Origin of the sequence: Pedobacter alpinus (genome assembly GCF_042684645.1) — a bacterium.
GTDB classification, from domain to species: domain Bacteria; phylum Bacteroidota; class Bacteroidia; order Sphingobacteriales; family Sphingobacteriaceae; genus Pseudopedobacter; species Pseudopedobacter alpinus.
On record NZ_JBHULV010000023.1, the window covers coordinates 1 to 25,262 of the forward strand.

General features: G+C 32.2%; 27 protein-coding genes. 13 read left to right on the forward strand and 14 right to left on the reverse strand.

Features of this window, described 5'->3' with window-relative positions; all coding sequences use genetic code 11:
* Positions 1-538: 538 nt before the first annotated feature.
* The gene (locus ACFSSE_RS07135) at positions 539-874 is read left to right on the forward strand and encodes a hypothetical protein (protein ID WP_379047401.1); all 336 of its coding nucleotides are present in this window, start codon (positions 539-541) and stop codon (positions 872-874) included.
* A gap of 244 nt (positions 875-1,118) precedes the next feature.
* On the opposite strand, the gene hemH is transcribed toward ACFSSE_RS07135, so the two are convergent.
* The 7 genes from hemH to crtD all read right to left on the reverse strand — a co-directional run bounded on the left by hemH (position 1,119) and on the right by crtD (position 7,687).
* Complete coding sequence (gene hemH, locus ACFSSE_RS07140; protein WP_379047404.1) at positions 1,119-2,135, reverse strand: ferrochelatase; 1,017 nt, start codon at positions 2,133-2,135, stop codon at positions 1,119-1,121.
* A complete protein-coding gene (locus ACFSSE_RS07145; RefSeq protein ID WP_379047407.1) occupies positions 2,128-2,796 on the reverse strand; it encodes a fatty acid desaturase in 669 nt (222 codons plus the stop codon). The genes hemH and ACFSSE_RS07145 overlap by 8 nt, the downstream gene beginning before the upstream one ends.
* A 116-nt stretch (positions 2,797-2,912) precedes the next feature.
* On the reverse strand, positions 2,913-3,761 hold the full coding sequence (locus ACFSSE_RS07150) for a 4-hydroxy-3-methylbut-2-enyl diphosphate reductase (RefSeq protein ID WP_379047410.1): 849 nt from the start codon (positions 3,759-3,761) through the stop codon (positions 2,913-2,915).
* Between the two features lie 35 nt (positions 3,762-3,796).
* Entirely contained in the window at positions 3,797-4,438 is a 642-nt protein-coding gene (locus ACFSSE_RS07155; protein ID WP_379047414.1) for a carotenoid biosynthesis protein, read from the reverse strand.
* Positions 4,435-5,529 carry a glycosyltransferase gene (locus ACFSSE_RS07160; RefSeq protein ID WP_379047417.1) on the reverse strand — a complete coding sequence of 365 codons (1,095 nt, stop codon included), beginning with the start codon at positions 5,527-5,529 and terminating at the stop codon, positions 4,435-4,437. Before ACFSSE_RS07160 ends, ACFSSE_RS07155 begins: the two co-directional genes overlap by 4 nt.
* A 2-nt stretch (positions 5,530-5,531) precedes the next feature.
* The gene (locus tag ACFSSE_RS07165) at positions 5,532-6,155 is read right to left on the reverse strand and encodes a lysophospholipid acyltransferase family protein (protein WP_379047420.1); all 624 of its coding nucleotides are present in this window, start codon (positions 6,153-6,155) and stop codon (positions 5,532-5,534) included.
* A gap of 65 nt (positions 6,156-6,220) precedes the next feature.
* Positions 6,221-7,687, reverse strand: a complete 1,467-nt coding sequence (crtD, locus tag ACFSSE_RS07170; protein ID WP_379047423.1) for a 1-hydroxycarotenoid 3,4-desaturase CrtD — start codon at positions 7,685-7,687, stop codon at positions 6,221-6,223.
* Between the two features lie 72 nt (positions 7,688-7,759).
* Here crtD and ACFSSE_RS07175 point away from each other — a divergent pair, with 72 nt between their 5' ends.
* Entirely contained in the window at positions 7,760-8,188 is a 429-nt protein-coding gene (locus tag ACFSSE_RS07175) for a hypothetical protein (RefSeq protein ID WP_379047426.1), read from the forward strand.
* Complete coding sequence (locus tag ACFSSE_RS07180; RefSeq protein ID WP_379047429.1) at positions 8,124-8,795, forward strand: sensor histidine kinase; 672 nt, start codon at positions 8,124-8,126, stop codon at positions 8,793-8,795. Before ACFSSE_RS07175 ends, ACFSSE_RS07180 begins: the two co-directional genes overlap by 65 nt.
* On the opposite strand, the gene dacB is transcribed toward ACFSSE_RS07180, so the two are convergent.
* The 3 genes from dacB to ACFSSE_RS07195 all read right to left on the reverse strand — a co-directional run bounded on the left by dacB (position 8,796) and on the right by ACFSSE_RS07195 (position 12,356).
* The gene (gene dacB, locus ACFSSE_RS07185) at positions 8,796-10,184 is read right to left on the reverse strand and encodes a D-alanyl-D-alanine carboxypeptidase/D-alanyl-D-alanine endopeptidase (protein ID WP_379047432.1); all 1,389 of its coding nucleotides are present in this window, start codon (positions 10,182-10,184) and stop codon (positions 8,796-8,798) included.
* A gap of 57 nt (positions 10,185-10,241) precedes the next feature.
* Positions 10,242-11,474, reverse strand: coding sequence for an ABC transporter permease (locus ACFSSE_RS07190; RefSeq protein WP_379047435.1), 1,233 nt, complete (start codon positions 11,472-11,474; stop codon positions 10,242-10,244).
* 531 nt (positions 11,475-12,005) lie between these two features.
* Entirely contained in the window at positions 12,006-12,356 is a 351-nt protein-coding gene (locus tag ACFSSE_RS07195) for a HesB/IscA family protein (RefSeq protein WP_379047438.1), read from the reverse strand.
* Positions 12,357-12,442: 86 nt separating this feature from the next.
* Between ACFSSE_RS07195 and ACFSSE_RS07200 the strand changes: the two genes are divergently transcribed.
* The 5 genes from ACFSSE_RS07200 to dnaA all read left to right on the forward strand — a co-directional run bounded on the left by ACFSSE_RS07200 (position 12,443) and on the right by dnaA (position 17,911).
* The gene (locus ACFSSE_RS07200; RefSeq protein WP_379047441.1) at positions 12,443-12,970 is read left to right on the forward strand and encodes a DUF7935 family protein; all 528 of its coding nucleotides are present in this window, start codon (positions 12,443-12,445) and stop codon (positions 12,968-12,970) included.
* A 9-nt stretch (positions 12,971-12,979) separates the two neighbouring features.
* Entirely contained in the window at positions 12,980-14,527 is a 1,548-nt protein-coding gene (locus ACFSSE_RS07205; RefSeq protein ID WP_379047444.1) for an acyl-CoA mutase large subunit family protein, read from the forward strand.
* A 191-nt stretch (positions 14,528-14,718) separates the two neighbouring features.
* On the forward strand, positions 14,719-15,459 hold the full coding sequence (locus ACFSSE_RS07210) for a 5'-nucleotidase C-terminal domain-containing protein (RefSeq protein ID WP_379047447.1): 741 nt from the start codon (positions 14,719-14,721) through the stop codon (positions 15,457-15,459).
* The gene (locus tag ACFSSE_RS07215) at positions 15,437-16,384 is read left to right on the forward strand and encodes a metallophosphoesterase (protein ID WP_379047450.1); all 948 of its coding nucleotides are present in this window, start codon (positions 15,437-15,439) and stop codon (positions 16,382-16,384) included. Before ACFSSE_RS07210 ends, ACFSSE_RS07215 begins: the two co-directional genes overlap by 23 nt.
* Before the next feature lie 99 nt (positions 16,385-16,483).
* Positions 16,484-17,911, forward strand: coding sequence for a chromosomal replication initiator protein DnaA (dnaA, locus tag ACFSSE_RS07220; protein WP_379047453.1), 1,428 nt, complete (start codon positions 16,484-16,486; stop codon positions 17,909-17,911).
* 123 nt (positions 17,912-18,034) lie between these two features.
* Here dnaA and ACFSSE_RS07225 read toward each other — a convergent pair whose 3' ends face one another.
* The 4 genes from ACFSSE_RS07225 to rsmA all read right to left on the reverse strand — a co-directional run bounded on the left by ACFSSE_RS07225 (position 18,035) and on the right by rsmA (position 21,018).
* Positions 18,035-18,427, reverse strand: a complete 393-nt coding sequence (locus tag ACFSSE_RS07225) for an HIT family protein (protein ID WP_379047456.1) — start codon at positions 18,425-18,427, stop codon at positions 18,035-18,037.
* Positions 18,428-18,661: 234 nt separating this feature from the next.
* Entirely contained in the window at positions 18,662-19,135 is a 474-nt protein-coding gene (greA, locus tag ACFSSE_RS07230; protein WP_379047459.1) for a transcription elongation factor GreA, read from the reverse strand.
* Between the two features lie 134 nt (positions 19,136-19,269).
* Positions 19,270-20,196, reverse strand: coding sequence for an NAD(P)-dependent oxidoreductase (locus ACFSSE_RS07235; protein WP_379047462.1), 927 nt, complete (start codon positions 20,194-20,196; stop codon positions 19,270-19,272).
* A gap of 36 nt (positions 20,197-20,232) precedes the next feature.
* Positions 20,233-21,018 (reverse strand): 16S rRNA (adenine(1518)-N(6)/adenine(1519)-N(6))-dimethyltransferase RsmA, encoded by a 786-nt coding sequence (rsmA, locus tag ACFSSE_RS07240; RefSeq protein WP_379047465.1) that lies wholly within the window; start codon positions 21,016-21,018, stop codon positions 20,233-20,235.
* Positions 21,019-21,124: 106 nt separating this feature from the next.
* Here rsmA and pdxA point away from each other — a divergent pair, with 106 nt between their 5' ends.
* From pdxA to ACFSSE_RS07265, 5 genes are all read left to right on the forward strand, one after another.
* Positions 21,125-22,180 carry a 4-hydroxythreonine-4-phosphate dehydrogenase PdxA gene (gene pdxA / locus ACFSSE_RS07245; protein WP_379047468.1) on the forward strand — a complete coding sequence of 352 codons (1,056 nt, stop codon included), beginning with the start codon at positions 21,125-21,127 and terminating at the stop codon, positions 22,178-22,180.
* A 255-nt stretch (positions 22,181-22,435) separates the two neighbouring features.
* Entirely contained in the window at positions 22,436-22,966 is a 531-nt protein-coding gene (locus ACFSSE_RS07250) for a YceD family protein (RefSeq protein ID WP_379047471.1), read from the forward strand.
* A gap of 12 nt (positions 22,967-22,978) precedes the next feature.
* Positions 22,979-23,170 carry a 50S ribosomal protein L32 gene (rpmF, locus tag ACFSSE_RS07255; RefSeq protein ID WP_379047474.1) on the forward strand — a complete coding sequence of 64 codons (192 nt, stop codon included), beginning with the start codon at positions 22,979-22,981 and terminating at the stop codon, positions 23,168-23,170.
* Positions 23,171-23,292: 122 nt separating this feature from the next.
* Positions 23,293-24,234: a phosphate acyltransferase PlsX gene (gene plsX, locus ACFSSE_RS07260; protein ID WP_379047477.1), complete on the forward strand. Its 942-nt coding sequence runs from the start codon at positions 23,293-23,295 to the stop codon at positions 24,232-24,234.
* Positions 24,235-24,248: 14 nt separating this feature from the next.
* Entirely contained in the window at positions 24,249-25,238 is a 990-nt protein-coding gene (locus tag ACFSSE_RS07265; RefSeq protein ID WP_379047480.1) for a beta-ketoacyl-ACP synthase III, read from the forward strand.
* The last annotated feature ends 24 nt before the right edge of the window (positions 25,239-25,262 follow it).

A 25,262-nucleotide genomic window follows, 5' to 3' on the forward strand; every position in this document is an offset into this window, starting at 1 on the left:
TAACTGTAAATCAATTAGTTAATAATTCCGTTTTACGAAATCGGAAATTGTTCGGACAGATATGAGATATTGTTAAGTCAACAAAAAGTGGTAGACTTTACGTAGAAACAAAAGATTTTTTATTACAAGACAGAGTTAAAAATACAATTCATGCATTACTTGATTCAGATGTGGTAAGAGAGATAAATGAAAGGCAAAGAAGACACTTAAAACGCATGTAAATGCCTTTGAATCTCCTCATTTTACCTCTTGTTGCAGGATATTTTTAACTAGGTGCTATTTATTCAAATTTCATCAGCAGAGATTAGATAGGCAAAGATTAATATTTGAGAGTGTTTTGTTGGGTATTGGCATAATAATTTCAACTTATTTACTTAGAGCTCTATTTTTTCAAGTAGCCCCTGATTTATTTAATATTCTACATTCTTATTCACCATTTGAACAACCTTATGCTTTAACATCATTGTTTAGTGTTGGAGTATCAATGATATTTACTTTTATATACAATAAGTTTTCGAGCGATAAAAAATGGATTCAAATGTCAATTAAAGACGTTGGTAATGAATTTGAAATATTGATGAAATATTCATTTGTTGAAGAATCATTATTACAATTTACCCTCAACAACGGAAAATTCTATGTCGCTTGGGTAAAGGAGTTACCAATCCCCTCAATTTCCAATTATGTTAGGATAATTCCAGCATTGAGTGGCTACAGAACATCTGAAACAAAAGAGTTTAAATTCACAACTCACTATTTATCAGTATATTCAGATTATATTGAGGAGGGAAAAGTTAAAAAGATAGAGGATTTAAATACAGACTTAGTCATTGATATAACTGATATAGTAACCGTATCTAATTTTGATATATAAATGTATGAAAGATTTAGTAAACAAGGGTTAGAAGAACAGACTTAAATCTTTTGGTTTTATAAAGTCAGTCTAGTATAGGTTAAGGTTGCTTATAACTTACATATATCCAATAAAAACCCCTAAACATTCCAATATCAGGTATGTTTAGGGGCTATTTTAATGTGCTTTTAATCTAACATCTATATTTCATAAATAATCAAAAACCAATAGACTAACTATAACAATTTCAAAAAATTATCTTCAGCTACTTATTCAAAATAATATCTTCCAAAGCATCAATCCATGCTGGGTTATCGTTTAAACTCTCTACCAATTGTACTTTTTCGCCCCCTAATTCTTCAAATTCTTCTTGGTATTCTTCGCTAATTTCGTACAGTGTTTCTAAACAATCTGCTACAAAAGCCGGGCATAAAACTAAAATACGTTTTACTCCTTTATCTGCTAATTCTTTTAAAATATCTGAAGTATAAGGTTTCATCCAAGGGTCGTTACCTAGCCTAGATTGGAAGCACAAAGTATAATCTTGAGGAGTTAAAGCCAAATCTTTAGCAATTAATTGGGCTGTATGGTGACATTGTGCCGAGTAGCAAAACTTATTATTTTCTGTAAGTGTTGCACAACAATCATTTACTTTTAAACAATGTTGGCCAGAAACATCTGCTTTACGCATTTGCCTTTGTGGTATGCCATGGAAACTAAACAATATATGATCCCATTTTTGGTCTAAATATTTTCTTGCATTATCTGCAAAAACCTTAATCATTCCGGGGTGGTCATAATAGCTACTCACAAAATTAATGGGTGGTATAGCTTGCCATTTACTCACAATTTCCATTACCAATTGGTGTACAGAACCTGTTGAAGCAGAAGCATATTGAGGAAACAGAGGAACAACCTTAATGCTATCTACTTTATCTTGTTTTAAACGTTCTATAGCATCCTCAATTGATGGTGATTGGTAACGCATGGCCAATTCAACTTGGTAATCATTACCTAATTTCTTTTCAATTTCATCTCTTACTTTGTGCCCATAAATAAGTAATGGAGAACCTTCTTTAGTCCAAATTTCTTTATAAATTTTTGCCGATTTGGGTCCTCTAAAAGGAACAATAATTCCTTTAACTAAAAGCGTACGCCCAACTGCGTTAATATCAATCACCCGTTCGTCCATTAAAAACTGACCAAGATATTTTCTTACATCTGCTGTTGACGGACTATCTGGAGTACCCAGATTTACCAATAATATACCTTTTTTACCCATTATTTGTACTTGAATTTTGTTCCTTTACTTGCCAAAGTTTCCACCAAGGTGTACCCGGCGATTGATGATGTTCATAATGATAGCCAAAAAAATAACAGCTAAAAAATGCCCAAACATGGTTTTTTGATTGTGTATTTGATTGATATATATTTTGATGTTCGCCTTTATGCGGTAAATATGTACCAAAATAAAAAAGCTGTAATGTGCTTAATAAAGATGGTAACACCCAAAACATTAATAAGTTTTTCTCTGGCAAATAAATTTTTAAAACGTTGTAAATAATAGCCATTAAAACTACCTGCCTCCAACTTAAATACTGTTTTATAAAATGATAATACCAAACTATAAATTTCCCTTCGTGGTAATCTGGGTCTTTAGCGCTATGCACAAAATCATGATGTTCGTGGTGCTTTGCATATAAAGCTTTAAAAGGGAAAAGTGCATAAAGCAAGGTGCATGTTTGCCCAAAAAAAAGATTTAATTTTGGCTTATTTGGAGCAACTGTACCATGCATTGCATCATGTGCTGTAATAAATAAGCCTGTATATAAATGCATTTGTATCAATACAAAAACATACAAAAGTGGGTTTAAAAAACTAAAATCAGAAAGCATTAACATAGTTATACTTACCATCCATAATACAATGATAAGTGTTGCCATTAATATGCCTTTTTTATTTTTCAAATTTTATTGATGTGATAATTAATGATAGAATTTTTTGAAAGAAAAAAACAAACTACTCTTTAAAAACGATTTATTAACCTCGTTTTAAATTATTAATAAGCTTCTAAAATTTCTTTTACTTGCTCCATTAGCCACATTGGTGTAGATGTTGCGCCACAAATTCCAATTTTATCGCTAACGTTAAACATTGCTTTTTCTAAATCATTAGCGTTGCTAATAAAATAAGTTGCAGGGTTGTGTCTTTTACAAACCTCGTAAAGCACCTTTCCATTAGATGATTTTTTACCAGATACAAAAACAATTTTATCAAATTTCTTTACAAAATTAGGCAGTTCTTTATCTCTGTTAGATACTTGGCGGCAAATGGTATCATTGGCTTTTATATCGTAACCCCTACCTAGCAACTCATTTTTAATTTCGTAAAACTTATCAGTTGATTTTGTTGTTTGGCTGTATAAAGTAAAAGATTTAGGTAAATCAACATTATCCAACTCGGCCAAATCCTGAAAAACCAATGCTTCGTTATTTGTTTGCCCCTGTAAACCTATCACTTCTGCATGCCCATGTTTACCAAAGATTAAAACTTTTTCTTTAGCGTCATGCGTTGTTTTTATTCTGTTCTGAAGTTTCAAAACTACCGGGCAAGAAGCATCTATTAAAGTAATGTTATTTTTTAAAGCAACTTTGTAAGTTTCTGGTGCTTCGCCGTGGGCTCTTATCAAAACTTTTTCGTTAAACAAAGTTTTAAGGTCATCATTATCAATAATTCTTAATCCTTTTTTCTTTAACCTAATAACCTCTTCATCATTATGTACAATATCGCCTAAGCAATACAAATAACCATCATCAGCTAAAATTTCTTCGGCCATATCAATAGCGTAAACAACACCGAAACAAAATCCCGAATCTTGATCTATTGTTACTTTTAAATTGTACTCCATTAATATTTATTTTTACAAAAATAAGAAAAGTTTGGTCAGACCATGGTCAGATTCAAACCTATGAAAAAAAGAATTTGGCTAATTACTAAAGTTAATGCCACTGGGTTTGATTTGCGGAATTCTAATTCGTAATAAATACGCATAAATATAAACGATACAAAAAACCACCCTATAAAATTTTGTAACGGAATTAAACTGTCTTGCCAACTCCAGTAATCAAATTTTACCGCAACTGGTTCTATTAAAAAATCTATAAAAACCAAAATAACCGCCGCTACTGCCGATTTTAAGGTGCGCATGTGTTTAAAATATTTTTTTAATACTGCGCCAACAGCAAAAACAAGAATTACCCAATTTACGCCTATTAACAAAGGCACATTAGCTAACTTAAAACCTAAAGTTTCCCCATAAACATAAAAGCCAAATATTTTACCGGTTGCAACCCCAACTACTTCTACCAAATAACCAGCAACAGCAATAAAAGATATGCCTAGCCAAAAGTTTTTATTGTATTCTTTTTGGTTAGCTATTAAAATACCTGCCATTAACAACAAATGAAACGGCACTAATGAGATAAAAAAATCTTGTAAATGTGGTAAAGAAAAACCCACAAAACCAACTATATGAAACAGGATAATGAAGATTTTTGATAAAGATGCTTTTTCTAGATATTTCATGTATTAATTGTTCTCCCTTTCCAACTAATGGATTTATTGAATGATTTTTTTATAGAAACTACCGCTAACAACAACAAATTAAACATTTGAAACAAGTGATATAGCAGGTTTGTAAGTACATTTTGCCCTGCCAAAAGTGAAATCATAACGCGGCTAAAAATAATTAAAGTTAAGGCAAAATAAAACAATTGTAAGTTTAAGAAAAACAAGATAAAAATTGGCCCCAAAACCACTAAAATAATGTAAAATATTAAACCTATTGCGCTATTGCCAAAACCTGCTAAAATATTTTTACTAAAACCATTTACAGATTCTTTATAATTTTTATACATACGGCAATAAATGTATCCGTTTGCCAATAAAGCTTCTCCGTTTAGCTTTTCAAGCTTTATTGTTTTCATAATTTCCACATCTTCAACCACCTTGTTTTTTACTAATTTATGCCATTGATGTTTGTGATAATGTGCTGCATTAAACAACATAAACTGCCCGCTTGCAGCAGCAAAAGCTGGCATTGGCGATAACCTCACCAACCTTAATGGAAGTAAATTTAACAGTAAAAAGTGCATTAAAGGCACCACCGCTTTTTCGCCAACGGTAACAGTAATTTGGTTGGTAAACAAACTTAGCAAGCTTAATTTGCCTATTTGCATACGGTAAAGTGCATTGTGTATTAAGCCATCTTTTATTTCTTCATCTGCATCTAAAAAAAGTAAATATTTACCGTTAGCTTTTGCAGCCAATTGATGGCAAGCATAGTTTTTTCCTAACCAATCTTTTGGCAAATCTTCGCCTCTTAAAACTGTAAAGTTTGTTTCTTTTTCGCAAAATTGGCTGCAAAGTTTAAATGTATCATCATCAGATTGATCATCTAAAATAAATACTTCAATATTTTTATAGTTTTGGTTTTTTATAGATTGCAGAAGGTTTAAAATATTTTCTTCTTCGTTTCTGGCTGGGATAAGTATGGATACTAAATCAGTAAAATTAACTGGCGAACGTGTTAATTTTGGGTTTGATATAAAGTTAAAAAGGGTAACTGTAAATCTTAAAATCAGGAAGAAAAATATGATGTAAAAAAAGTAGAGCATGCTTAAACTTTAATTTCTGATTGTAGCTTTTTAGCATTTTCATAATGCTTATTAAAAGCACTTTTTAATACTTGCAAGCTTGTAAACTCTGGTGCTTCCCAGTTTTCTAAAAATATTTTAATACTTGCTTTACGCTGATCAAAATAATCTGTTAATATAACGGCAAAAAGATAATCGAAGCCTTTGGTTGATGCATTGATGATTTTTGAAACTCCTTTTTCAAAATTAACAGTTTTTGAATGTGATGAATATAATTCTCCTTGTGGAAATATCAAAACCAAGTTATCTGGCTTGTCTAAAAGTTTGCCGGCATAATCTAAAGATTCTATTAAACTTTTAGCATTTCTTTGAATACTAAATGCCCCCAAATACTTTAAAAAACTAACTTTTTTAGCTGTATCCTCTAATACCATTACATGAAAGTTTTTTTTAAAATAAATTTTATTTAAGTGGAAAAGCAAAAAACCATCCCACCAACTAAAATGATTTGCCAATAAAAGAATAGATTTTTCTTTGCTAAACTCCACCTTGTTAAAATCAAAACCCGAAAAATCTTTTTTAATAATTTTCTCTATATACCAAGAAAAAAAGGTGTAAATTATTTTATTAGACTTTGGTTTAATCATTTTTTATTAAATAGCTAATTTAATCATTTGGTTTTGTTTTAGGTTAAAAAAGAAAGTCATCTGTTTTAATGCTCCTTCACCATATCCGCAACAATTTTTGCAGATAATAATGCTAAAGGAATGCCACCTCCTGGATGCACACTACCACCTACAAAATATAAGTTTTTTATTTGTTTGCTAAAATTAGCATGCCGCAAAAAAGCTGCAAACTGATTGTTTGAACTTGTGCCGTACAAAGAACCTCTAAATGATGATGTTTTACTTTCTATGGTTCGAGGATCTAAAATACTTTCATTTTCTATCAGATTTTCTAAATCTACCTCTAAATTTTTATTCAGTTTTTTGATGATGTTTTTACGAGTTTCGGCAATTAAAGTCTCCCAATTTTGGCCAGTATTGTTGGGTACATTTACCATTGTAAACCAATTTTCGCAGCCTTTTGGTGCATCTTCTATATGATACTTTGAACTTATGTTTACATAAACTGTTGGGTCATTACAAATACTTTCATCTTTAAATATAGCTTCAAACTCTTGCTTATAATTATTACTAAAGAAAATATTATGCAGGCTTAGTTGTTTAAATTCTTGCTTTATACCCCAATAAAAAATTAAGGCAGAACTAGAGCGCTCTTGTTTTAAAATTTGTTGCGGTTGCTTTTGATCTTTTAATAACTTTTTATAAGTAAAGTAAACGTCCATGTTAGAGATAACTACATCAGCAGCTATAAATTGTTGTTTAACCTTAATGCCTTTTACTATTTTATCTTCTACAACAATATCATCAACAATTATATTATATTTAAAAACAACACCTAAATCTTCAGCCAATTTTACCAAACTTTTTGTAATAGCGTACATTCCTCCTTTTGGAAAATAAGCGCCAAAATTTTGTTCTAAATGCGGAATAATATTTAAGGTTGCAGGTGCTTTGTATGGGTTTGAACCGTTGTACGTAGCAAATCTGTTGGCATATTGTACCATTTTATCATCTTTAAAAAAAGATTGGTTTGCTTTTGCCATTGTTCTAAAAGCATCAATTTCTCCAAATCTTAAAAACGATTTTGCGGTATTGGTATTGGTGTAAGTGTTTAATAAATGCAGCGACTTTTCTAAAAAAACTTCGTGAGTGATATCATAAATTGTCTCGCTCTTTTTTAAAAAGTTTTTTAACTCTTTAGCATCAGATTTTGTGTTTTCTTCAACTTCTGTTGCAAATTTATCAACATCGGCAAAAGCGGTTAATGTGGTTTTATCATCCCAAAAATATTTACAAATTGTATCCAATTTTTCATATTCAAAATCATCTTTAGGGTTTTTTCCGGCTAATTCAAATAATTCGTCAACATATTGGGGCATGGTAAATAAGCTTGGCCCTGCATCAAACCTAAAATCTCCCTGTTTAAAATCAGAAAGTTTACCCCCCGCATAATCATTAGCTTCATAAACGGCAACTTCATAACCTTTAATGGATAATCTTATCGCACTTGCAATTCCAGCTAAACCTGCTCCAACTATGATAGCTTTAGGCATTTATCAAAATAAAAAAATATACAACCATAAATCCATCAATTACGTAATAATAAAACAATTTCACTTTTAAATATGAGTAATATATACTACACGCTTTCCAAAATACCAGTAATAAAAAACAATTATAGTCTAAAATTTCTTTTTGTAGCGTTTATAGGTATTCATATTCCGTTAATTAGTTTAATTATACTGTTAATTAATAGTCCATCTACTGAAATTTCAAAAAGTTTAATATTTATAATAGCATTAGTATTTACATTAATTGCCACAACAATTACTTTATATATATTAAACGGCTTACTTAAACCACTAAATATTAGTAAAAATGCTTTAAACAACTATTTAAACAACAGCCACCTACCGCAATTACCTACAATTTACAAAGATGAAGTTGGCGTTTTAATGCATTCGCTTCAAAAAACGATAACTTTTTTAGATGCTCATATTAAAGAAACAAGAAATTACAACTTTAGTTTCGCACAATTTAAGAACTCCGCTTAATCAAATTTTGGGTTTTTGCGAATTGATACGTATTGATAAAGAGAGCGATATTATTTATGTTGATAAAATTGAATCTATCACAAAATTACAATTACAAAATTTGAGCGAATTACTGGTGCAACTAATGGTGAATACCGATTTAAAACAGCTAGAAAACGCTCCTTTTGATGTAAATGAATTGGTTAAAACTGAACTTGAAGTAACAAATTTAGCTGTTGCTAAAAAGAACATTACAGTAACGTTAAACCTAACAGAAGAGAAAATTACAAGCAATAAAAACAAAAATAAAATAGCATTAGTTGTTCAGAATTTAATTTCTAACGCTATAAAATTTTCTTACAGAGGGCAAGAAATTAAAATTAGCACTCTCAAAAAAGATAATCATATAGAGATTATAGTAGAAGATAAGGGAATTGGTTTTTCTGAAGCTTATAGCAAAAATATATTTAAAGATGCAAGAAATGTAGGCCGAGAAGGTACCGAAAAAGAACCTTCTGTTGGTTTAGGTTTACACCTTTGTAAAAGAACCATTAACCAATTAAACGGTCAGCTTTTGGCTTTTAGTGATGGAGAAAATAAGGGGGCAACTTTTAAAATTATACTTTAATTATTTTAAAGTATTTAACAGCGTATACATTTTTTGCCTCATTTGAGCTGCGCTGCCCGAATAATTATTGATTATTAGAGAGAAGCAAATATTATTTTCTTGGCCTGCATAACCTGCATATCCTAAAACATTGGCTATTGTTCCGCTTTTCATTTTTTGATTGTTATATAGCGGAAAACTATCATAATAAGTTTTAAACCATTTTTGCTGGTTAGCGTACGCTAATATTTTAGCCATTGTTAAACTATTTACCCTATTTGCCGGCGAAAGACCACTTCCATCATAAATATTTAAGGTTTCTGGATCAATTCCTTTTGTTTTCCAAAAATCTTTTAAAACCTTTAACCCTTCAATTGTAGATGCATTTTGCCCCAATTTAGCCCCTAAAGTTCTGATGAATTGCTCTCCAAATAAATTGATGCTTTTTTTGTTAAACCAATAAATAATTTCCCTTAACGGTGGCGATGTAATGGTAAGAAGAGGTTTTACATCTTTAATATTAGACGGAACTCTTACCGATTGGATAAATTTAGTTTCATATCCATTGCCTTTTAAAAATTCGGAAACATCATGAGCCATTGCCAAGCTGGGTTCTGGTAATGATAATCCAATTTCCTTCTTCAAATCAATTCCGTAAGTACCTCTTAAATAAATTAGATTGGTATAAGGTGCAGAATATGCATAAACATTATCACCAGATCCATATTTACCAGTGGTTATTTCATTTACAAACTTTAAGAAAGGATAAGTTTTACTTATATCACCAATTTCTACAGCCGAGCCTAAGGTTTTACCTGGTGTAAAATTAAGATCAAACTGGTTTTCTCCCCAGCATAAAGCAGATGTTCCGGCACCATAATAATTGCCTATGTCTTGCCATATCCAACCTGTGGGTAAAGATTGTGTGTCCCACGCAGAAGCATCAGCAATGATATTTCCCTTAATTATTTTAATACCTTTTTGCTGTAAGCTAAATAATATTTTATTGAGGATTTGGAGTTTCTTTGTTTTGTCCCAACGTTCACTTCCTAAAGTCGGGTCTCCACCGCCTTTAATTATTAAATCTCCATTTAGTATTCCTTCAACAATTTCTCCACTATAAAATACTTCGGTTTTAAAGGTAAAATCTTCTCCTAATAATTCTAAAGCTGTGGCAGATGTAATGGTTTTTAAAGTTGAGGCAGTTGCTAATCCGGTATTTTCTTTCTCGCCAAATATTAACGTTCCAGTTTTTGAATCTAAAACCGTAAAAGAAACGCTACCATATTTGAGTGCATCGGTTTTAGCAAAAGCAGCATAAGCAGTTTTTAATTGAGTAGCTAAGTTTTGTGCCTTAACTGTGATAACTATTAATAGAAAAGAAAATAATAGTAAATATGTTTTTTTCATCTATGCAAAATAATCATCTACAAATACAGCAAAGAATAAAAAAGAAATTATTAGCTTTTATTCATAGCGTAAAGCATCAATAGGATCTAATTTAGAAGCTTTAGATGCTGGAATAATCCCAGATGCTAAACCTGTACCAACACAAGCTACCAAACCAATAAATATCCATAACCAAGGAATTAAGAAGGCAGCACCCATGGCTACCGCTAATAAATTACCCATAACAATACCTAAAAATATACCAACACCACCACCTAATAAACAAATTACAATGGCTTCGTATAAAAATTGTTTACGTATTAAACTTGGGTTTGCACCTATTGCTTTACGTACTCCAATTTCGCGGGTACGTTCTGTTACAGAAACCATCATAATATTCATTAATGCTATAGCCGCACCAATAAGAGTGATTAAACCTATAGCTATACCTGCAATTTGTACGAACTTTAAATTACTAATTAAGGTTTCGGCAATGGCATCGCTTTTAGTAATTTCAAAATTACTATCTTCTTGTATGGTTAAAGTTCTTATTTTCCTCATTAGGGCTGTTGCTTCTCCAGATGCATAATCCATTTGAGTAGGGTCTGTAACCATTACAGAAATGGTATAAGTTGGGTTACTACTGGTCATAATTTGCCGCCCTCTAACAATAGGAATTACACAAACTTTATCGCCACCAAAACCCATGCTAGAGCCTTTTGCTTCAAAAACACCAATTACCCTAAACTTATTAGAACCAATGGTTATGGTTTTATCAACTGGACTTTCATTCTTAAAAAACTTTTGTTTAATCTCGTCTCCAATAATAACTACGCTTGCACCAAACTCCATTTCACTGTTAGAAAAATTACGTCCTTCTGCAATTTTATAGCCTCCTGTATAAATATAAGCTGCATCTGCTCCTAAAACAGAAATATTAGGGTTGGTTTTTTCGTTACCATATTTTACAGTTGCGGCAAAAGATGCAAACGTGTTAACAGAAACCATAGAAGGTACTGTATAACGTTCTTTAAAATCAATAGCTTGCCTGTAAGTAATTACTGGCCAACGTTTGGGCCTGCTTCCATTACCTCCAATCCTTATACCTGTACCGCGGTTACGTATGGTAAAAGAGTTTGCGCCCATACTTGAAAAAGTATTATTTAATGAACCTTTAATGGCATCAATTGAGGTTAAAATACCTACCAAAGCCATCAAACCAATAGCTATAATTAAGGCTGTTAAAAAAGTTCTTAACTTGTTACTTTTGATAGATTGCAATGCAACTTTTACAATTTCTATATTATCCATGCAGGGTAATTGAGGGCTAAATAAAGCAAATATACGGTAAGACAATTACTCGCTACCTTTTGTTACATTTTTATTTCAAAAAACAGAACTCAATAAAGTTAATTAAATTAAAATTGACTGGATGTATAAGAAAAGGGTTGATTTATTAAAGTGGATGAGAAATTGGTTGCGGAAAACCAATTAGATATTTAGCCGAAGATTAAAGCCAAGAAGTTTATTTTATTTACAAATGTTTAAACATTATAAATTAGCCTTAACAATTGAAAAAGATGATAAAAATACTAAAAGCCCAAACAGAAAGTTTGAAAGTTAAATTCTTTAAAAGCGCTAAAACAACTAACATATAACAATTTAAAATTTACAAATATTGATTGTTATTTGTCAAATAAAAAGTATGCCGAATATTTTAAAATTGAACAAAAAATTACAAATTATTTTACATCAATGATTTGAATTCAAAAAATGCTTTTAAACAAAAAATGCCAGTCTTAAAAAAGACTAGCATCTTATATAATTAATCAAAAATAAAATTTAAACAGAAAAGCTGGTACCACAACCGCAAGTGCTGCTGGCATTTGGATTATTAAAAACAAATCCTCGGGCGTTTAAGCCTTGCTGAAAATCAACTTGCATACCGGCTAGGTATAAGCCATGGGCTTTGTGCATAAAAACCCTAATCCCATCAATATCATACTCACTATCTCCTTCTTTTATTTGGTCAAAACCTAAAACATAAGTCATTCCAGAACAACCACCTCCTTCAACGCCTAAACGTAAACCAAATGTTGCATCTAATTCTTGCTGTGACATTAACTTTTTAACTTCTTTTTTTGCACCTTCGGTTAAACTTACTGGTGCTGCTGTTTCTACTGCTGTGCTCATAAACAAATTATTTAATACAAATATAAGGCAAAATGTAGATTTTTGTTTTTTATTAAAATTTTATTACCAATAACTTACAATACATAATGGATATTTCTGTTTTCTTTTTAGATGTCTTAAAATATACCCTTTCAGGTTTATTTGTCTTTTTTGCAGCTTATTTTCTTTTAAAAAATCAGTTTGATACTTACTATAATTTAAAAGAATTAGAGTATAAAACCTTAGTAGTAAAAGATATTTTACCTTTAAAACTGCAAGCTTATGAGCGTTTAACACTTTTTATTGATCGTATAAATCCTTCAAATTTATTAATACGCTTGCACCAACCTGGCATGACGGCCAGAGAAATTCAGAGTGCTATTATTTCAGAAATTAGGGCAGAGTACCAACACAATATCTCTCAGCAACTTTATATAAGTACAACAGCGTGGAATATTATTAGCAGAGTAAAAGAAGATACCTTAAGTATTGTTAAACATGCTGTAACAAATTTACATCCTGAAGCCTCAGCAGTAGAATTAAGTAAAATCATTTTCGCTAAATTAGAAGGTCTTGAAGAAAATCCGTACGATTTAGCTTTGCAAGTAATGCGAAATGAAATTCAAGAGCTTTAACTATTTTACATGTCTGAAAATAAAATTAAAACATCATCTGGTATAGAAATTAAAAAGGTTTACACTACTTGCAGGCCGATGGAAGAATTGCCTGCCGAGTTTCCATTTACCCGTGGGATACAAAAAGACATGTACCGTGGCCGGTTGTGGACTATGCGACAGTATGCTGGTTTTTCAACAGCGGCCGAATCTAACAAGCGTTATCACTATTTATTAAAACAAGGTACAACCGGACTTTCTGTAGCTTTTGATTTACCTACACAAATAGGTTATGACAGTAACCATGATTTAGCAGAAGGCGAAGTAGGGAAAGTTGGAGTTGCCATAGATTCTTTAAAAGATATGGAAGAGTTGTTTGATGGTATTCAATTAGAAAACATCACTACTTCTATGACTATTAATGCAACAGCATCAACATTATTAGCCATGTATATTGCTTTAGCAAAAAAACAAGGTGCAGATTTATCTAAAATATCTGGTACCATCCAAAACGATATTTTAAAAGAATACGCTGCAAGAGGAACTTATATTTATCCTCCAAAAGCATCTATGCGTTTAATTACAGATGTTTTTGAATATTGCAGTAACTCATTACCAAAATGGAATACCATATCAATTTCTGGGTACCATATTAGGGAAGCAGGTTCTACGGCGGTGCAAGAACTGGCATTTACTTTGGCTAATGGCAAAGCCTATTTAAAAGCTGCTTTAGATAAAGGGTTAGATATCAATGTTTTTTCTAAACGATTATCTTTCTTTTTTAACTGCCACAACAACTTTTTTGAGGAGATTGCTAAGTTTAGAGCAGCCAGAAGAATGTGGGCAAACATAACTAAGGAACTAGGTTCTACAGATTTAAAAGCGCAACAACTTCGTTTTCACACACAAACTGGTGGTTCTACATTAACAGCACAACAGCCCATAAATAATATTGTTAGGGTTACCAACCAAGCAATGGCTGCAGTTTTAGGTGGCACACAATCTTTACATACCAATGGTTTTGATGAAGCTTTGTCTTTACCAACAGAACAAGCCGCATCTATAGCTTTAAGAACACAACAAATTATTGCTTACGAAAGTGGCGTTACACAAACAGTAGATCCTTTAGCTGGCTCATTTTTTATAGAATCTTTAACAGATGATATGGAAACAGCAGCACTAAAATACATTGATAAAATAGATGCTATTGGTGGTTCTGTGTTAGCTATTGAGCAAGGATATATCCAGAATGAGATTGCATCGGCAGCTTATCAATACCAAAAAGATATAGAAAGTGGTGAACAAATTATTGTTGGTGTAAATAAATACACTGCCGAAGAAAAAGTAAACCCAGAAGTTTTTAGAGTTGATGATAGCATTCGTATATCACAAATAGAAAAAATAAATCAGCTTAAAGCAGAAAGAAATAACGAGAAAGTTTCGGAAAAACTAGCGGCAATAAAAACTGCGGCAAAAGGTAACGATAACTTAATGCCGTTAATTTTATCTGCTGTTGAAGAATATGCAACTTTAGGCGAAATTGCAGATACGCTTAGAGAGGTTTTTGGGGAGTATTAAAAGATTTATTAACCACAGGAGAACGCGAAGAACACAGAGAAAAAAATTTTTTGAATTGCAAAAATTCTGCGCCAATCTGCGAAATCTGCGGGAGAAAAAAATAACCACAAAACATTATAACGTTTACAACAAATGAAAATTTTTAACACATAGAACCCACAGTACAAAAAACATAAATTTCAAATAACAAAATGCGAAAATTTAAATTTTTAACCGGAATAATAGCCGTTGCGTTATTAGCTGCATGTAGTCCGAAACTACAATTAACGGAAACAAAAAAGCAGCTCTATCCAATATCAGAAGAAATAAAACCAGATGTTGCTATAACTTCTTACTACCAACCATACAAACAAAAGTTAGACTCTATGATGAATGATGTTGTGGTTGTAAGCAGTAAAGAGATACAAAAAGCACAACCTGAAGGTCCTTTAAATAATTTTTTTGCTGATGCTATGTATCAAAGTGCCAAAGATTGGAATATTAAATTCGATTTTGCTTATACCAACTACGGTGGCTTAAGAATTCCTTTGCCTAAAGGCAATATTTATCGTTATAAAATATTTGAACTCATGCCTTTTGAAAACGCTTTTACTTTGGTAACTTTTAAAGGAGAAGATGTACAAGCTTTTTTTAACTACCTTGCTGAAGGTGGTGGAGACCCCATTTCTGGGGCAAAATTCACCATCGATAATAAAAAAGCTATAGATATTAGTATCAATGGAGTCGCATTTGATATTACAAAAAACTACACCGTTTTAACTTCCGATTATATGGCTAACGGAGGCGATGGAGGGGCTATTTTTAATAAAGCAATTGCCCGTACAGATTTAACTTATAAGTTAAGAGATGCCTTATTTCAATATTTAGAGAAAAAACAAAAAGCTGGCGAAACATTAAATCCTGTTAAAGATGGAAGAATCACAATTAAATAGACGTAATTTTTTAAAAAGCGGTTTAACCGGAGCAGCTTTATTAGCATTAGGCTTTAAAAGCGATAGTGTTTTTGCAAAAGATGATTTTACAAAATTAACCATACTACATACCAACGATGTCCATAGCAGAATTGACCCATTCCCTATGGATGGCTCAAGAAATGCAGGTAAAGGTGGTGTTGCGCCAAGGGCGACTTTAATTAATAAAATCAGAAGCGAAGAGAAAAATATTTTACTGTTAGATGCTGGTGATATTTTTCAAGGAACACCCTATTTTAACTTTTATGGAGGCGAATTAGAAATCAAAATAATGAGCATGATGGGCTATGATGCAAGCATCATGGGTAACCATGATTTTGACAACGGCATAGAAGGTTTTGTAAAACAATTACCACATGCAAATTTCCCTTTTTTAAATGCCAATTATGATTTTATAGACACCCCAATGGAAGGCAAATCTAAGGGCTATCAAATCTTCAATAAAGACGGAATTAAGATTGGTGTTTATGGTCTTGGAATAGAGCTAAATGGTTTGGTAAACTCGCAACAATATGGCAATACTAAATACTTAAATCCTATTGCAAAAGCCTTAGAAATGGAAAATTTTTTAAAGCTTAATCAGAAATGCGATTTAGTAATTTGCTTATCTCATTTAGGCTTTAAATATAAAGAAAACAAGGTTTCTGATATTGTTTTGGCACAAAGCACTTATCATACAGATTTAATAATTGGAGGACATACCCATACATTTTTAAGCGCCCCAGAAAGTGTGGTAAATAAAAACGGACAAGAAACTTTAGTGAACCAAGTTGGGTTTGCTGGTATAAATTTAGGGAGGATAGATTTTATTTTTTCTAAGGCAAAAAATAAAAAAGTAACCTACAACTCTGCAATTGAGGTAATTGAAAATAATTTTAATTTTTAATTTTTTAAGTCGATTTTTTTTTCAATCTTCGATGCTCGGAATTAGGCATCCCCGCCGTCATCCGATCGCATTAAATATCAGTATTTTAGAATAATTTATATGGAAAAAACTTGTACAAGTGTTTGGGAAAACTGTCTCCAAATTATAAAGGATAATATTCCGACCCAGAGTTTTAAAACTTGGTTCGAACCTATTATTCCGTTAAGACTGGAAGAAAGTATTTTAACCATTCAGGTGCCAAGTTTATTTTTTTACGAGTGGCTTGAAGAACATTATGTCGGCTTACTTAGAAAAACAGTAAAAAAGCAATTAGGAGACGTTGGTAGGTTAGAATACAATATAGTTGTTGAGAAATCATCATCACAAAAACCTTATACTACAAATTTACCATCAAGTGGAAACGGCGCAGAAGGGAAAAATCAATCTATCCCAATGCCTGTTGCATTGAATAAAGACATTAAAAACCCGTTTGTAATACCCGGATTAAAAAAACTACAAGTAGATCCGCAGTTAAACCCAAACTATACTTTCGAGAATTTTATTGAAGGTGATTGTAACCGTTTAGCAAGATCTGCAGGTTACGCCGTTGGGGCAAAACCAGGTGGCACTTCTTTTAACCCATTAATGATTTATGGTGGTGTTGGTTTAGGTAAAACTCACCTAGCACAAGCAATAGGTAACGAGGTTAAAAGGACCATGCCAGATAAATTGGTGATTTATGTTTCTTGCGAGAAATTTTGTCAGCAATTTGTTGATTCTTTAAAAAACAATACCATTAACGATTTTGTTAATTTTTACCAAGCAATGGATATCATTATTATGGATGATGTACACAACTTTGCAGGTAAAGAAAAAACTCAAGATATTTTCTTCCACATATTTAACCATTTACACCAGTCTGGTAAGCAATTAATTATAACTTCTGATAAAGCTCCTAAAGATTTAGCAGGTTTAGAAGAAAGATTGCTATCGAGATTCAAATGGGGTTTATCTGCTGATTTATCAGTACCAGATATTGAAACTCGTATGGCTATCTTGAAAAAGAAAATGTATCAAGACGGTATTGAGTTACCTAATGATGTGATTGAATATGTTGCACACAACATAGACAACAACGTTAGAGAGCTTGAAGGCGCAATGGTTTCTTTATTGGCGCAATCTACCTTAAACAAGAAAGAAATTGATTTAGCGTTAGCTAAACAAATGTTAAAGAACTTTATTAAAAACACAAGCAAAGAAATTTCAATGGAGTATATCCAAAAATTAGTTTGTGAATATTTTGAAGTTCCTATTGAGATGGTAAAATCTAAAACTCGTAAAAGAGAGATTGTACAAGCTCGTCAAATTTCTATGTATTTAGCAAAAAGCCATACTAAAACTTCACTAAAATCAATCGGTGCATTTTTTGGAGGCAGAGATCACTCAACAGTTATTTATGCTTGCCAAACCGTAGAAGATTTAATTGATACAGACAAAAAGTTTAAAACCTACGTTCACGATATTCAGAAAAAGCTTAAAATGAGCTAATTAAATTTTCTGATTTAAAAAATCCCCTTGGTTTAATAATCAAGGGGATTTTTTTTAGAGACTTTTTTACAAAAAAATCCTATTTGTTTAGAACAGGAATTTTTAATTGTTTTAAATAGATGGCTAAAACGCTGCTAAAATTCTTAAAGCAACTTCGCTAAGCTCTTGCTCTGTTAATTTTAGCTTAGGTTGGCTAAAATCTATATCTGTTATGTTATCTATGGGAATTAAATGAATATGCGCATGAGGAACTTCTAAACCAATTACAGCCACTCCCACTCTTTTACAAGGTATAGCTTTTTTAATTGCTTTAGCTACAACCTTTGCAAAAATCATTAAGCCAGCATAAGTTTCATCCTCAATATCGAAAATATAATCAACCTCTTGCTTTGGTATAACCAAAACATGTCCTTCTCTTAACGGACTAATATCTAAAAATGCTAAGAAATCTTCTGTTTCGGCAACTTTATGGGCCGGTATCTCTCCTGAAATTATTTTACTGAATATGCTCGACATGGTTTGTTAGTTAAATTAAGTTCATTAAGTCATTAGTAACTCGCTTTGTGGCTGTTTTGTTCAATAGTATTTATCTCGTAGCGATGAGGTCATTGGTTCGTTAGTATTTGCTTTGTGAAAATGAGGTTCATTGGTTCATTAGTATTTGTTAAATAATGACTTAATAAATAATGCGTAATGAACTTCAGAAGCCCTAATAACTAATGAACCAATGACTTAACAAACTCATCAATACTATCTACTAATCTCTAAAACTTCAAACTCCATTTTGCCAGCAGGTACATCAATGGCAATAACATCACCAACAGATTTACCTAACAAACCTTTTGCAATGGGAGATTTAACAGAAATTTTTCCGGTTTTCATATCAGCTTCGTTTTCAGAAACCAACTGATAAGTCATACTAGCACCGTTTTTAATATTTTTAATGGTAACTATAGATAAAGCTAAAACCTTAGAAGTATCTAATTTAGACTCGTCAATTAATCTTGCAGAAGCTAAAATATTGCCTAATTGTGCAATTTTTGTTTCATGTAAACCTTGCGCTTCTTTTGCAGCATCATACTCAGCATTTTCAGATAAATCTCCTTTATCTCTTGCTTCTGCAATTGCTGCAGATATTTTTTTTCTACCTTCTGTTTTTAAATAATGTAATTCCTCTTTTAGTTTTTCTAAACCTTCTTTGGTAAAATAAGCTACATCTGACATCTTTTTCCTTATTATTTATGTTTATTGACTAAAAGAGCCCGGCAATGGCCAAGCTCTAAAAAACAAACAAGACTATATCTGCTTTTCGCATACATAGTCTTGTTCCTTGTTTTACGAAGATATAAAATTTGATATTATATTTCCAAATTTTTCAATTTCTCTGCTAAAACTTCTGATATTTTACGGTACGAATCAAAAGTCCAGCCAGCAACATGTGGTGTTAAAAGAACTTTTGGGTTACTAACCAATTCATTATAAAAGTCTGTATCGGCTAAAACCGGGAATTTTTCTTTTTCCAATACATCTAAACCAGCACCCAAAATCTTACCTGCCTCAATTGCTTTTAAAACTGCTTTTGTACTAACAATCTCGCCCCTTGCAGCATTTATAAAGAAAATTGGCTTTCTAAAATGCAGTAAATATTCATCATTTACCATTTGTTTAGTTTCTCTAGTTAACGGAATATGAAAGCTAACTATATCACTAAATTTCACAATTTCTTCCATACTGGCTTCGGTTGCGTACTCATCAGAAAAACCAGTTTTATACTTATCATAAGCTAAAACCTTAACATCAAAGCCTTTTAGCTTTTTAGCAAAACTGCTTCCGTTGTTCCCGTATCCTATAATACCAACGGTTTTACCCATAAGCTCATAACCACGGTTTCCTTCTCTTTCCCAAACACCATTTCTTATTTCAGCGTCTGCTTTTCTAAAATTATTCATTAAAGAAAGTAGCATACCAACACAATGTTCGCCAACAGCATCTCTGTTGCCTTCTGGTGCATTTATCAGTTGGATATTTTTTTCATCAGCGTAAGCCACTTCAATATTATCCATACCGGCACCAGCTCTGGCAACAAACTTTAATTGCGGCGCAACATCAATCACTTCTTTATCAACCCTAAACTTTGTGCGAATAGCTAAGCCTACATAATCTTTTAAAATGGCTAAAACTTCTTCTTTTTTGATGAGCGGACAGTCATCCACAAAAAAACCCATTTCTTCCGCTGCTATTTTAAAAGCTGGGTGTAAATCATCAACTATTAATATTTTTTTCATTTATTTAATTCAATCTTTCTAATAGATATATGCAATTTACATTACTAACTTTTGTGAGATGCTATTTGTCAACTCCACAAAATCTTTTACACTCAATCTTTCCGCTCTTAAAGTCCAAACTTCTTCATCGCCTTGTTTTTCTTTCGGAATCACTCCTGATAAAGCATTACTCAAAGTTTTTCTTCGCTGATTAAATCCTGCTTTTACAACCTGCCAAAACAATTTTTCATCACAGCTTAATTCCTTGATTTCATTTCTGGTTAACCTAATAACAGCCGATAGCACTTTTGGTGGAGGATTAAAAACTCCTGCTTTAACAGTAAATAAATATTCACATTTAAAATAAGCCTGCAAAAAAACGCTCAAAATTCCATAAACTTTACTTCCTGGTTTAGCGGTACAACGTTCGGCAACTTCTTTCTGAAACATGCCAACCACTTCTGGTACTTGGTTTCTATTTTCTAAAATTTTAAATAAAATTTGAGAGCTAATGTTGTAAGGAAAATTCCCAATGATGGCAAAAGAACTTGGAAAAACATCCGCAAAATTAAGCTGTAAAAAATCTTCATTTAATAATTTATCACCTAAATCAGGATATTTTTTTTGGAGAAATAAAAAAGACTCGGTATCAATATCAATTAAATAAGTTTCAAACTCCTTTTTCTGCAATAAAAAATCAGACAAAACGCCCATTCCAGGTCCAACTTCTAATACCTTATTATATTTTTCGTGATAAATGAGACTGTTAACAATTTTTTCTGCAATATTTTTATCAGTTAAAAAGTGTTGTCCTAAGTGCTTTTTCGCTTTTACTTGACTCATATTTTTGTGAAGATGAGCCACAAATTACGGAAAGTTTAATCTTTAAAATCAACATTCATTGCAAATTCTTTATTTTGCAGAAAATTTTAGAAAAATCTTTTATTGTATGAGCGAATTATTGAAAGTTGGAATCTCTATTGGCGATGTAAACGGAATAGGTTTGGAAGTAATTATTAAAACGCTTTCCGAATCTGAAATTTATAAATATTGCACCCCAATAGTTTACGGACATACCAAAGTAGCCTCTTTTCACAGAAAGGCTGCCGGCATACAAGAATTTATTTTTCAGGTAGTAAACCATCCAGACCAAGCACATGCTGGTAAAGCAAATATGATAAATTGCTGGGAAGAAGATGTTAAAATAGAATTAGGTACTGCAAATGATATTGGTGGGAAGTACGCTTTTTTGTCTTTACAAAGAGCAACAGATGATTTAGTAAGTGGGAAAATTGATGCTCTAGTAACTGCGCCAATTAATAAACATAATATACAAAGCGAAGAATTTACCTTTCATGGCCATACAGAATATATCCAAATGAAAGCTGGATCACCAGATTCTTTGATGTTTTTAATTAGTAATGAATTAAAAGTTGGCGTTGTTACCGGACATATCCCTGTAAAAGATATTGCGGCTAATATTACACAAGAAGCCATATTATCTAAGCTACGTTTAATGAACCATTCTTTACGATATGATTTTTGGATAGAGAAACCAAAAATTGCGGTTTTGGGTTTAAATCCACATGCTGGCGATAGCGGTTTAATTGGAATGGAAGAAGAGACAATTATACACCCAGCAATTGAAACTGCGCAAAAGGAAGGAATATTTGCATTTGGTGCCTTCCCTGCCGATGGTTTTTTTGGAAATCAAGCTTTTTCACAATTTGATGCTGTTTTAGCAATGTATCATGATCAAGGTTTAATTCCTTTCAAATCCATCGCATTTCATCATGGTGTTAACTTTACAGCAGGTTTACCTGTTGTGCGTACCTCACCAGACCATGGTACAGGTTATGATATTGCCGGAAAAAACCTTGCTTCGCCAAGTTCTTTTAGAGATGCAGTTTTTGAAGCTGTACATATTATAAAAAGACGAAGAGAACAACAACAAATGGTTGACAAAACATTGCCATTTAGTAAACATAGCAGAGATAGAGATTAAAAAAATTTAGAGGTTTTTGGGCAGAAATAATCGTAATTAAAAGTCTTTCAATTAAAACATGGCTATAATTATGGGATTTTTAGGTTTCTAAATTTTTAGGTAAATATTCAAATAATGCCCCAATCAGGTCAAAAACAATGAGTTTTAACAAAATAAACAACTGAAAATTGCTATTAAAGTTTGATTTTCCTTTTTTGAAAAAAACCTTTACAGCTAAATAAATTTTCCTAAATTTGCAGGCTCAATTGTCGAAGTTTGAAAGCATTAAATCAATATTCAATTCCCTTTACGGGATTAAAGATTGGCAAGCATCAATTTAACTTTGAGGTTGATGGTAGTTTTTTTGACGAATTTGAATATTCAATAGTTAAAAAAGGCTTGCTAAAAGTAGATTTGGTTCTAGAAAGACAAGAAACATTAATGGTTCTTGATTTTCATATCACCGGAGGAGTACAATTAAGCTGTGATAGATGCTTATCAGACTTTCCAAGTCAGATAGACACAAAAGACAGGTTGATAGCTAAATTTACAGAATCGGAAGATTTAGCAGATAGTGAAGTAGTTATACTTACTAAAAATGAAATAGAAATTAATGTAAGCTCATTTATTTATGAGATGATTAATTTAGCAGTTCCTTATCTAAGCGTATGTGAAGATCCGGGAAATACAAGTTCATGTGATCAAGATATGTTGGTAAAAATTGCCGAACTATCACATGAAACAGAAGAAAAAAGCGATGATAGTGATCCTCGCTGGGATATTTTAAAGAACATTAGGAAAAATTAAAAATAGGAAAAAATGGCACATCCAAAACGAAAAATCTCGAAATCAAGAAGAGATAAAAGAAGAACTCACTACAAGGCTACAGCACCTTCATTATGGCTTGATAAAGAATCTGGTGTAGTACATTTGCCACACAGAGCTTATAACGTAGATGGAAACCTTTACTTAAGAGGTAAGTTGTTAGTAGAAAACACTTCTATTGCATAAAATAATATATTAAAAATCTTGTGTATTAATAATTATAACATTAGTTTACACAAGATTTTTTTATTTTAATTACTAAGCATTAAAGCTTGGTGGTTTTCATTTCATCAAAAGCAAATATCTTAATGAAAATTGGTTTAGATATAATGGGCGGCGATTATGCGCCAAAAGCAACCGTATTAGGTGCAATAGCAGCACATCAAAACCTATCAAAAGACCAAAATTTAGTCCTTTTTGGAGATAAAGAGCAAATTACACCCATCCTAGCCGAGCACAACTTTAACCCAGATCACTTTGAGTATGTACAAACTACCGAAGTAATTGGAATGGGAGAACACCCCACTAAAGCCATTGTTCAAAAAGCAAATTCAAGTATTTCAGTAGGTTTTCAGCAATTAAAAGAAGGAAAAATAGATTCTTTTGCTTCTGCCGGAAACACCGGTGCCATGTTGGTTGGCGCCATGTTTAGCGTAAAAGCCATACCTGGTGTATTAAGACCTGCAATTTCAACCATTATTCCTAAATTAAAAGGGGGTTTTAAAATTATGCTTGATGCTGGAGCCAATGCTGATTGCAAACCAGAACATTTAGTTCAATTTAGTATTCTTGGAAGCTTATATGCCAAACATGTTTATCAAATTGCAGAACCACAAGTTGGTTTAATGAATTTAGGTGAAGAGGCTGAAAAGGGTAGTTTGTTAACTCAAACTACATATCCACTTTTAAAAGAAAATTCACTCATCAACTTTTTTGGGAATTTAGAAGGTAGGGATTTGTTTAATGAAAAGGCAGACGTTATTGTATGTGACGGTTTTACTGGTAATATCATGCTAAAATTAGCCGAATCTTTTTATGTATTAACACTTAAAAAAGGTATCAAAGATGAGTTTTTTGATAGGTTTAATTATGAACAATACGGTGGAAGTCCTATTTTAGGGGTTAACGCACCAGTAATTATAGGTCATGGCATATCCAGTCCAGAGGCTATTAAAAATATGATTCTTCAATCTAAAAGTATGATAGAATCTCAAGTAATTGAAAAGTTTAAAACGGCTTTCAGTTCTTAAAAAAATTCTAAATTATGAGTAAAATTCATGCTGCAATTACTGCTGTAAATGGTTACGTTCCAGATTATATTTTAACCAATCAGGAATTAGAAACCATGGTTGATACCAACGATGAGTGGATAACATCAAGAACCGGAATTAAAGAAAGAAGGATTTTAAAAGGCGAAGATTTAGCAACCTCAGACATGGCAGTGCCAGCCGTTGAAGGTCTTTTAAAGAAAAGAGGAATAACTGCAGATGAAATTGATTTAATTATTTTTTGCACCTCAACACCTGATATGCCTTTCCCTGCAACTGCAAACATCTTAGGTGATAAAATAGGCGCTAAGAACGCTTGGGGATTTGATTTACAAGCAGCTTGTTCGGGCTTTATATACGGTTTAACTACAGGAGCTCAGTTTATAGAATCAGGTAAACACAAAAAAGTTTTAGTAGTTGGTGGAGATAAAATGTCTTCTATTATCAACTACCAAGACAGGGTAACTTGTATTATTTTTGGCGATGGTTGCGGCGCAGCTTTATTAGAACCAAATACAGAAGGTTACGGAATTATTGATTCTATATTAAAAAGCGATGGTTCTGGCAGAGAAATGCTGCATCAAAAAGCTGGAGGTTCATTAAAACCTGCAACACATGCAACTGTTGATGCAAATGAGCATGCTGTACACCAAGAGGGGCAAGCAGTTTTTAAATTTGCTGTAACTAACATGGCAGATGTTGCTGCAGAGATCATGGAGAAAAACAATCTTACTCCTGAAGATATTGCATGGTTAGTACCTCACCAAGCCAATAAAAGAATTATTGATGCCACTGCTAACAGAATGGGAGTAGGCACAGAAAAGGTAATGATAAATATTGAAAAATACGGAAATACAACTAATGGCACCATTCCACTCTGTTTATGGGAATGGGAAAGCAAATTAAAGAAAGGAGACAATTTAGTGTTGGCTGCTTTTGGAGGAGGCTTTACTTGGGGCTCTGTCTATATTAAATGGGCTTATTAATATTTGTATTTCCAGATAATTACT

Bases quoted from the DNA above. Each gene is read 5' to 3' on its own strand.
- crtD (WP_379047423.1), bottom strand. From the start codon at position 7,687: ATGCCTAAAGCTATCATAGTTGGAGCAGGTTTAGCTGGAATTGCAAGT.
- ACFSSE_RS07190 (WP_379047435.1), bottom strand. From the start codon at position 11,474: ATGGATAATATAGAAATTGTAAAAGTTGCATTGCAATCTATCAAAAGT.
- ACFSSE_RS07135 (WP_379047401.1), top strand. From the start codon at position 539: ATGTCAATTAAAGACGTTGGTAATGAATTTGAAATATTGATGAAATAT.
- pdxA (WP_379047468.1), top strand. From the start codon at position 21,125: ATGAGCGAATTATTGAAAGTTGGAATCTCTATTGGCGATGTAAACGGA.
- ACFSSE_RS07175 (WP_379047426.1), top strand. From the start codon at position 7,760: ATGAGTAATATATACTACACGCTTTCCAAAATACCAGTAATAAAAAAC.
- ACFSSE_RS07225 (WP_379047456.1), bottom strand. From the start codon at position 18,427: ATGTCGAGCATATTCAGTAAAATAATTTCAGGAGAGATACCGGCCCAT.
- ACFSSE_RS07265 (WP_379047480.1), top strand. From the start codon at position 24,249: ATGAGTAAAATTCATGCTGCAATTACTGCTGTAAATGGTTACGTTCCA.
- ACFSSE_RS07155 (WP_379047414.1), bottom strand. From the start codon at position 4,438: ATGAAATATCTAGAAAAAGCATCTTTATCAAAAATCTTCATTATCCTG.
- rpmF (WP_379047474.1), top strand. From the start codon at position 22,979: ATGGCACATCCAAAACGAAAAATCTCGAAATCAAGAAGAGATAAAAGA.
- ACFSSE_RS07210 (WP_379047447.1), top strand. From the start codon at position 14,719: ATGCGAAAATTTAAATTTTTAACCGGAATAATAGCCGTTGCGTTATTA.
- dnaA (WP_379047453.1), top strand. From the start codon at position 16,484: ATGGAAAAAACTTGTACAAGTGTTTGGGAAAACTGTCTCCAAATTATA.
- ACFSSE_RS07180 (WP_379047429.1), top strand. From the start codon at position 8,124: ATGCTCATATTAAAGAAACAAGAAATTACAACTTTAGTTTCGCACAAT.
- dacB (WP_379047432.1), bottom strand. From the start codon at position 10,184: ATGAAAAAAACATATTTACTATTATTTTCTTTTCTATTAATAGTTATC.
- ACFSSE_RS07160 (WP_379047417.1), bottom strand. From the start codon at position 5,529: ATGCTCTACTTTTTTTACATCATATTTTTCTTCCTGATTTTAAGATTT.
- hemH (WP_379047404.1), bottom strand. From the start codon at position 2,135: ATGGGTAAAAAAGGTATATTATTGGTAAATCTGGGTACTCCAGATAGT.
- greA (WP_379047459.1), bottom strand. From the start codon at position 19,135: ATGTCAGATGTAGCTTATTTTACCAAAGAAGGTTTAGAAAAACTAAAA.
- ACFSSE_RS07145 (WP_379047407.1), bottom strand. From the start codon at position 2,796: ATGGCAACACTTATCATTGTATTATGGATGGTAAGTATAACTATGTTA.
- ACFSSE_RS07205 (WP_379047444.1), top strand. From the start codon at position 12,980: ATGTCTGAAAATAAAATTAAAACATCATCTGGTATAGAAATTAAAAAG.
- ACFSSE_RS07195 (WP_379047438.1), bottom strand. From the start codon at position 12,356: ATGAGCACAGCAGTAGAAACAGCAGCACCAGTAAGTTTAACCGAAGGT.
- ACFSSE_RS07200 (WP_379047441.1), top strand. From the start codon at position 12,443: ATGGATATTTCTGTTTTCTTTTTAGATGTCTTAAAATATACCCTTTCA.
- ACFSSE_RS07235 (WP_379047462.1), bottom strand. From the start codon at position 20,196: ATGAAAAAAATATTAATAGTTGATGATTTACACCCAGCTTTTAAAATA.
- rsmA (WP_379047465.1), bottom strand. From the start codon at position 21,018: ATGAGTCAAGTAAAAGCGAAAAAGCACTTAGGACAACACTTTTTAACT.
- ACFSSE_RS07165 (WP_379047420.1), bottom strand. From the start codon at position 6,155: ATGATTAAACCAAAGTCTAATAAAATAATTTACACCTTTTTTTCTTGG.
- ACFSSE_RS07215 (WP_379047450.1), top strand. From the start codon at position 15,437: ATGGAAGAATCACAATTAAATAGACGTAATTTTTTAAAAAGCGGTTTA.
- ACFSSE_RS07150 (WP_379047410.1), bottom strand. From the start codon at position 3,761: ATGGAGTACAATTTAAAAGTAACAATAGATCAAGATTCGGGATTTTGT.
- plsX (WP_379047477.1), top strand. From the start codon at position 23,293: ATGAAAATTGGTTTAGATATAATGGGCGGCGATTATGCGCCAAAAGCA.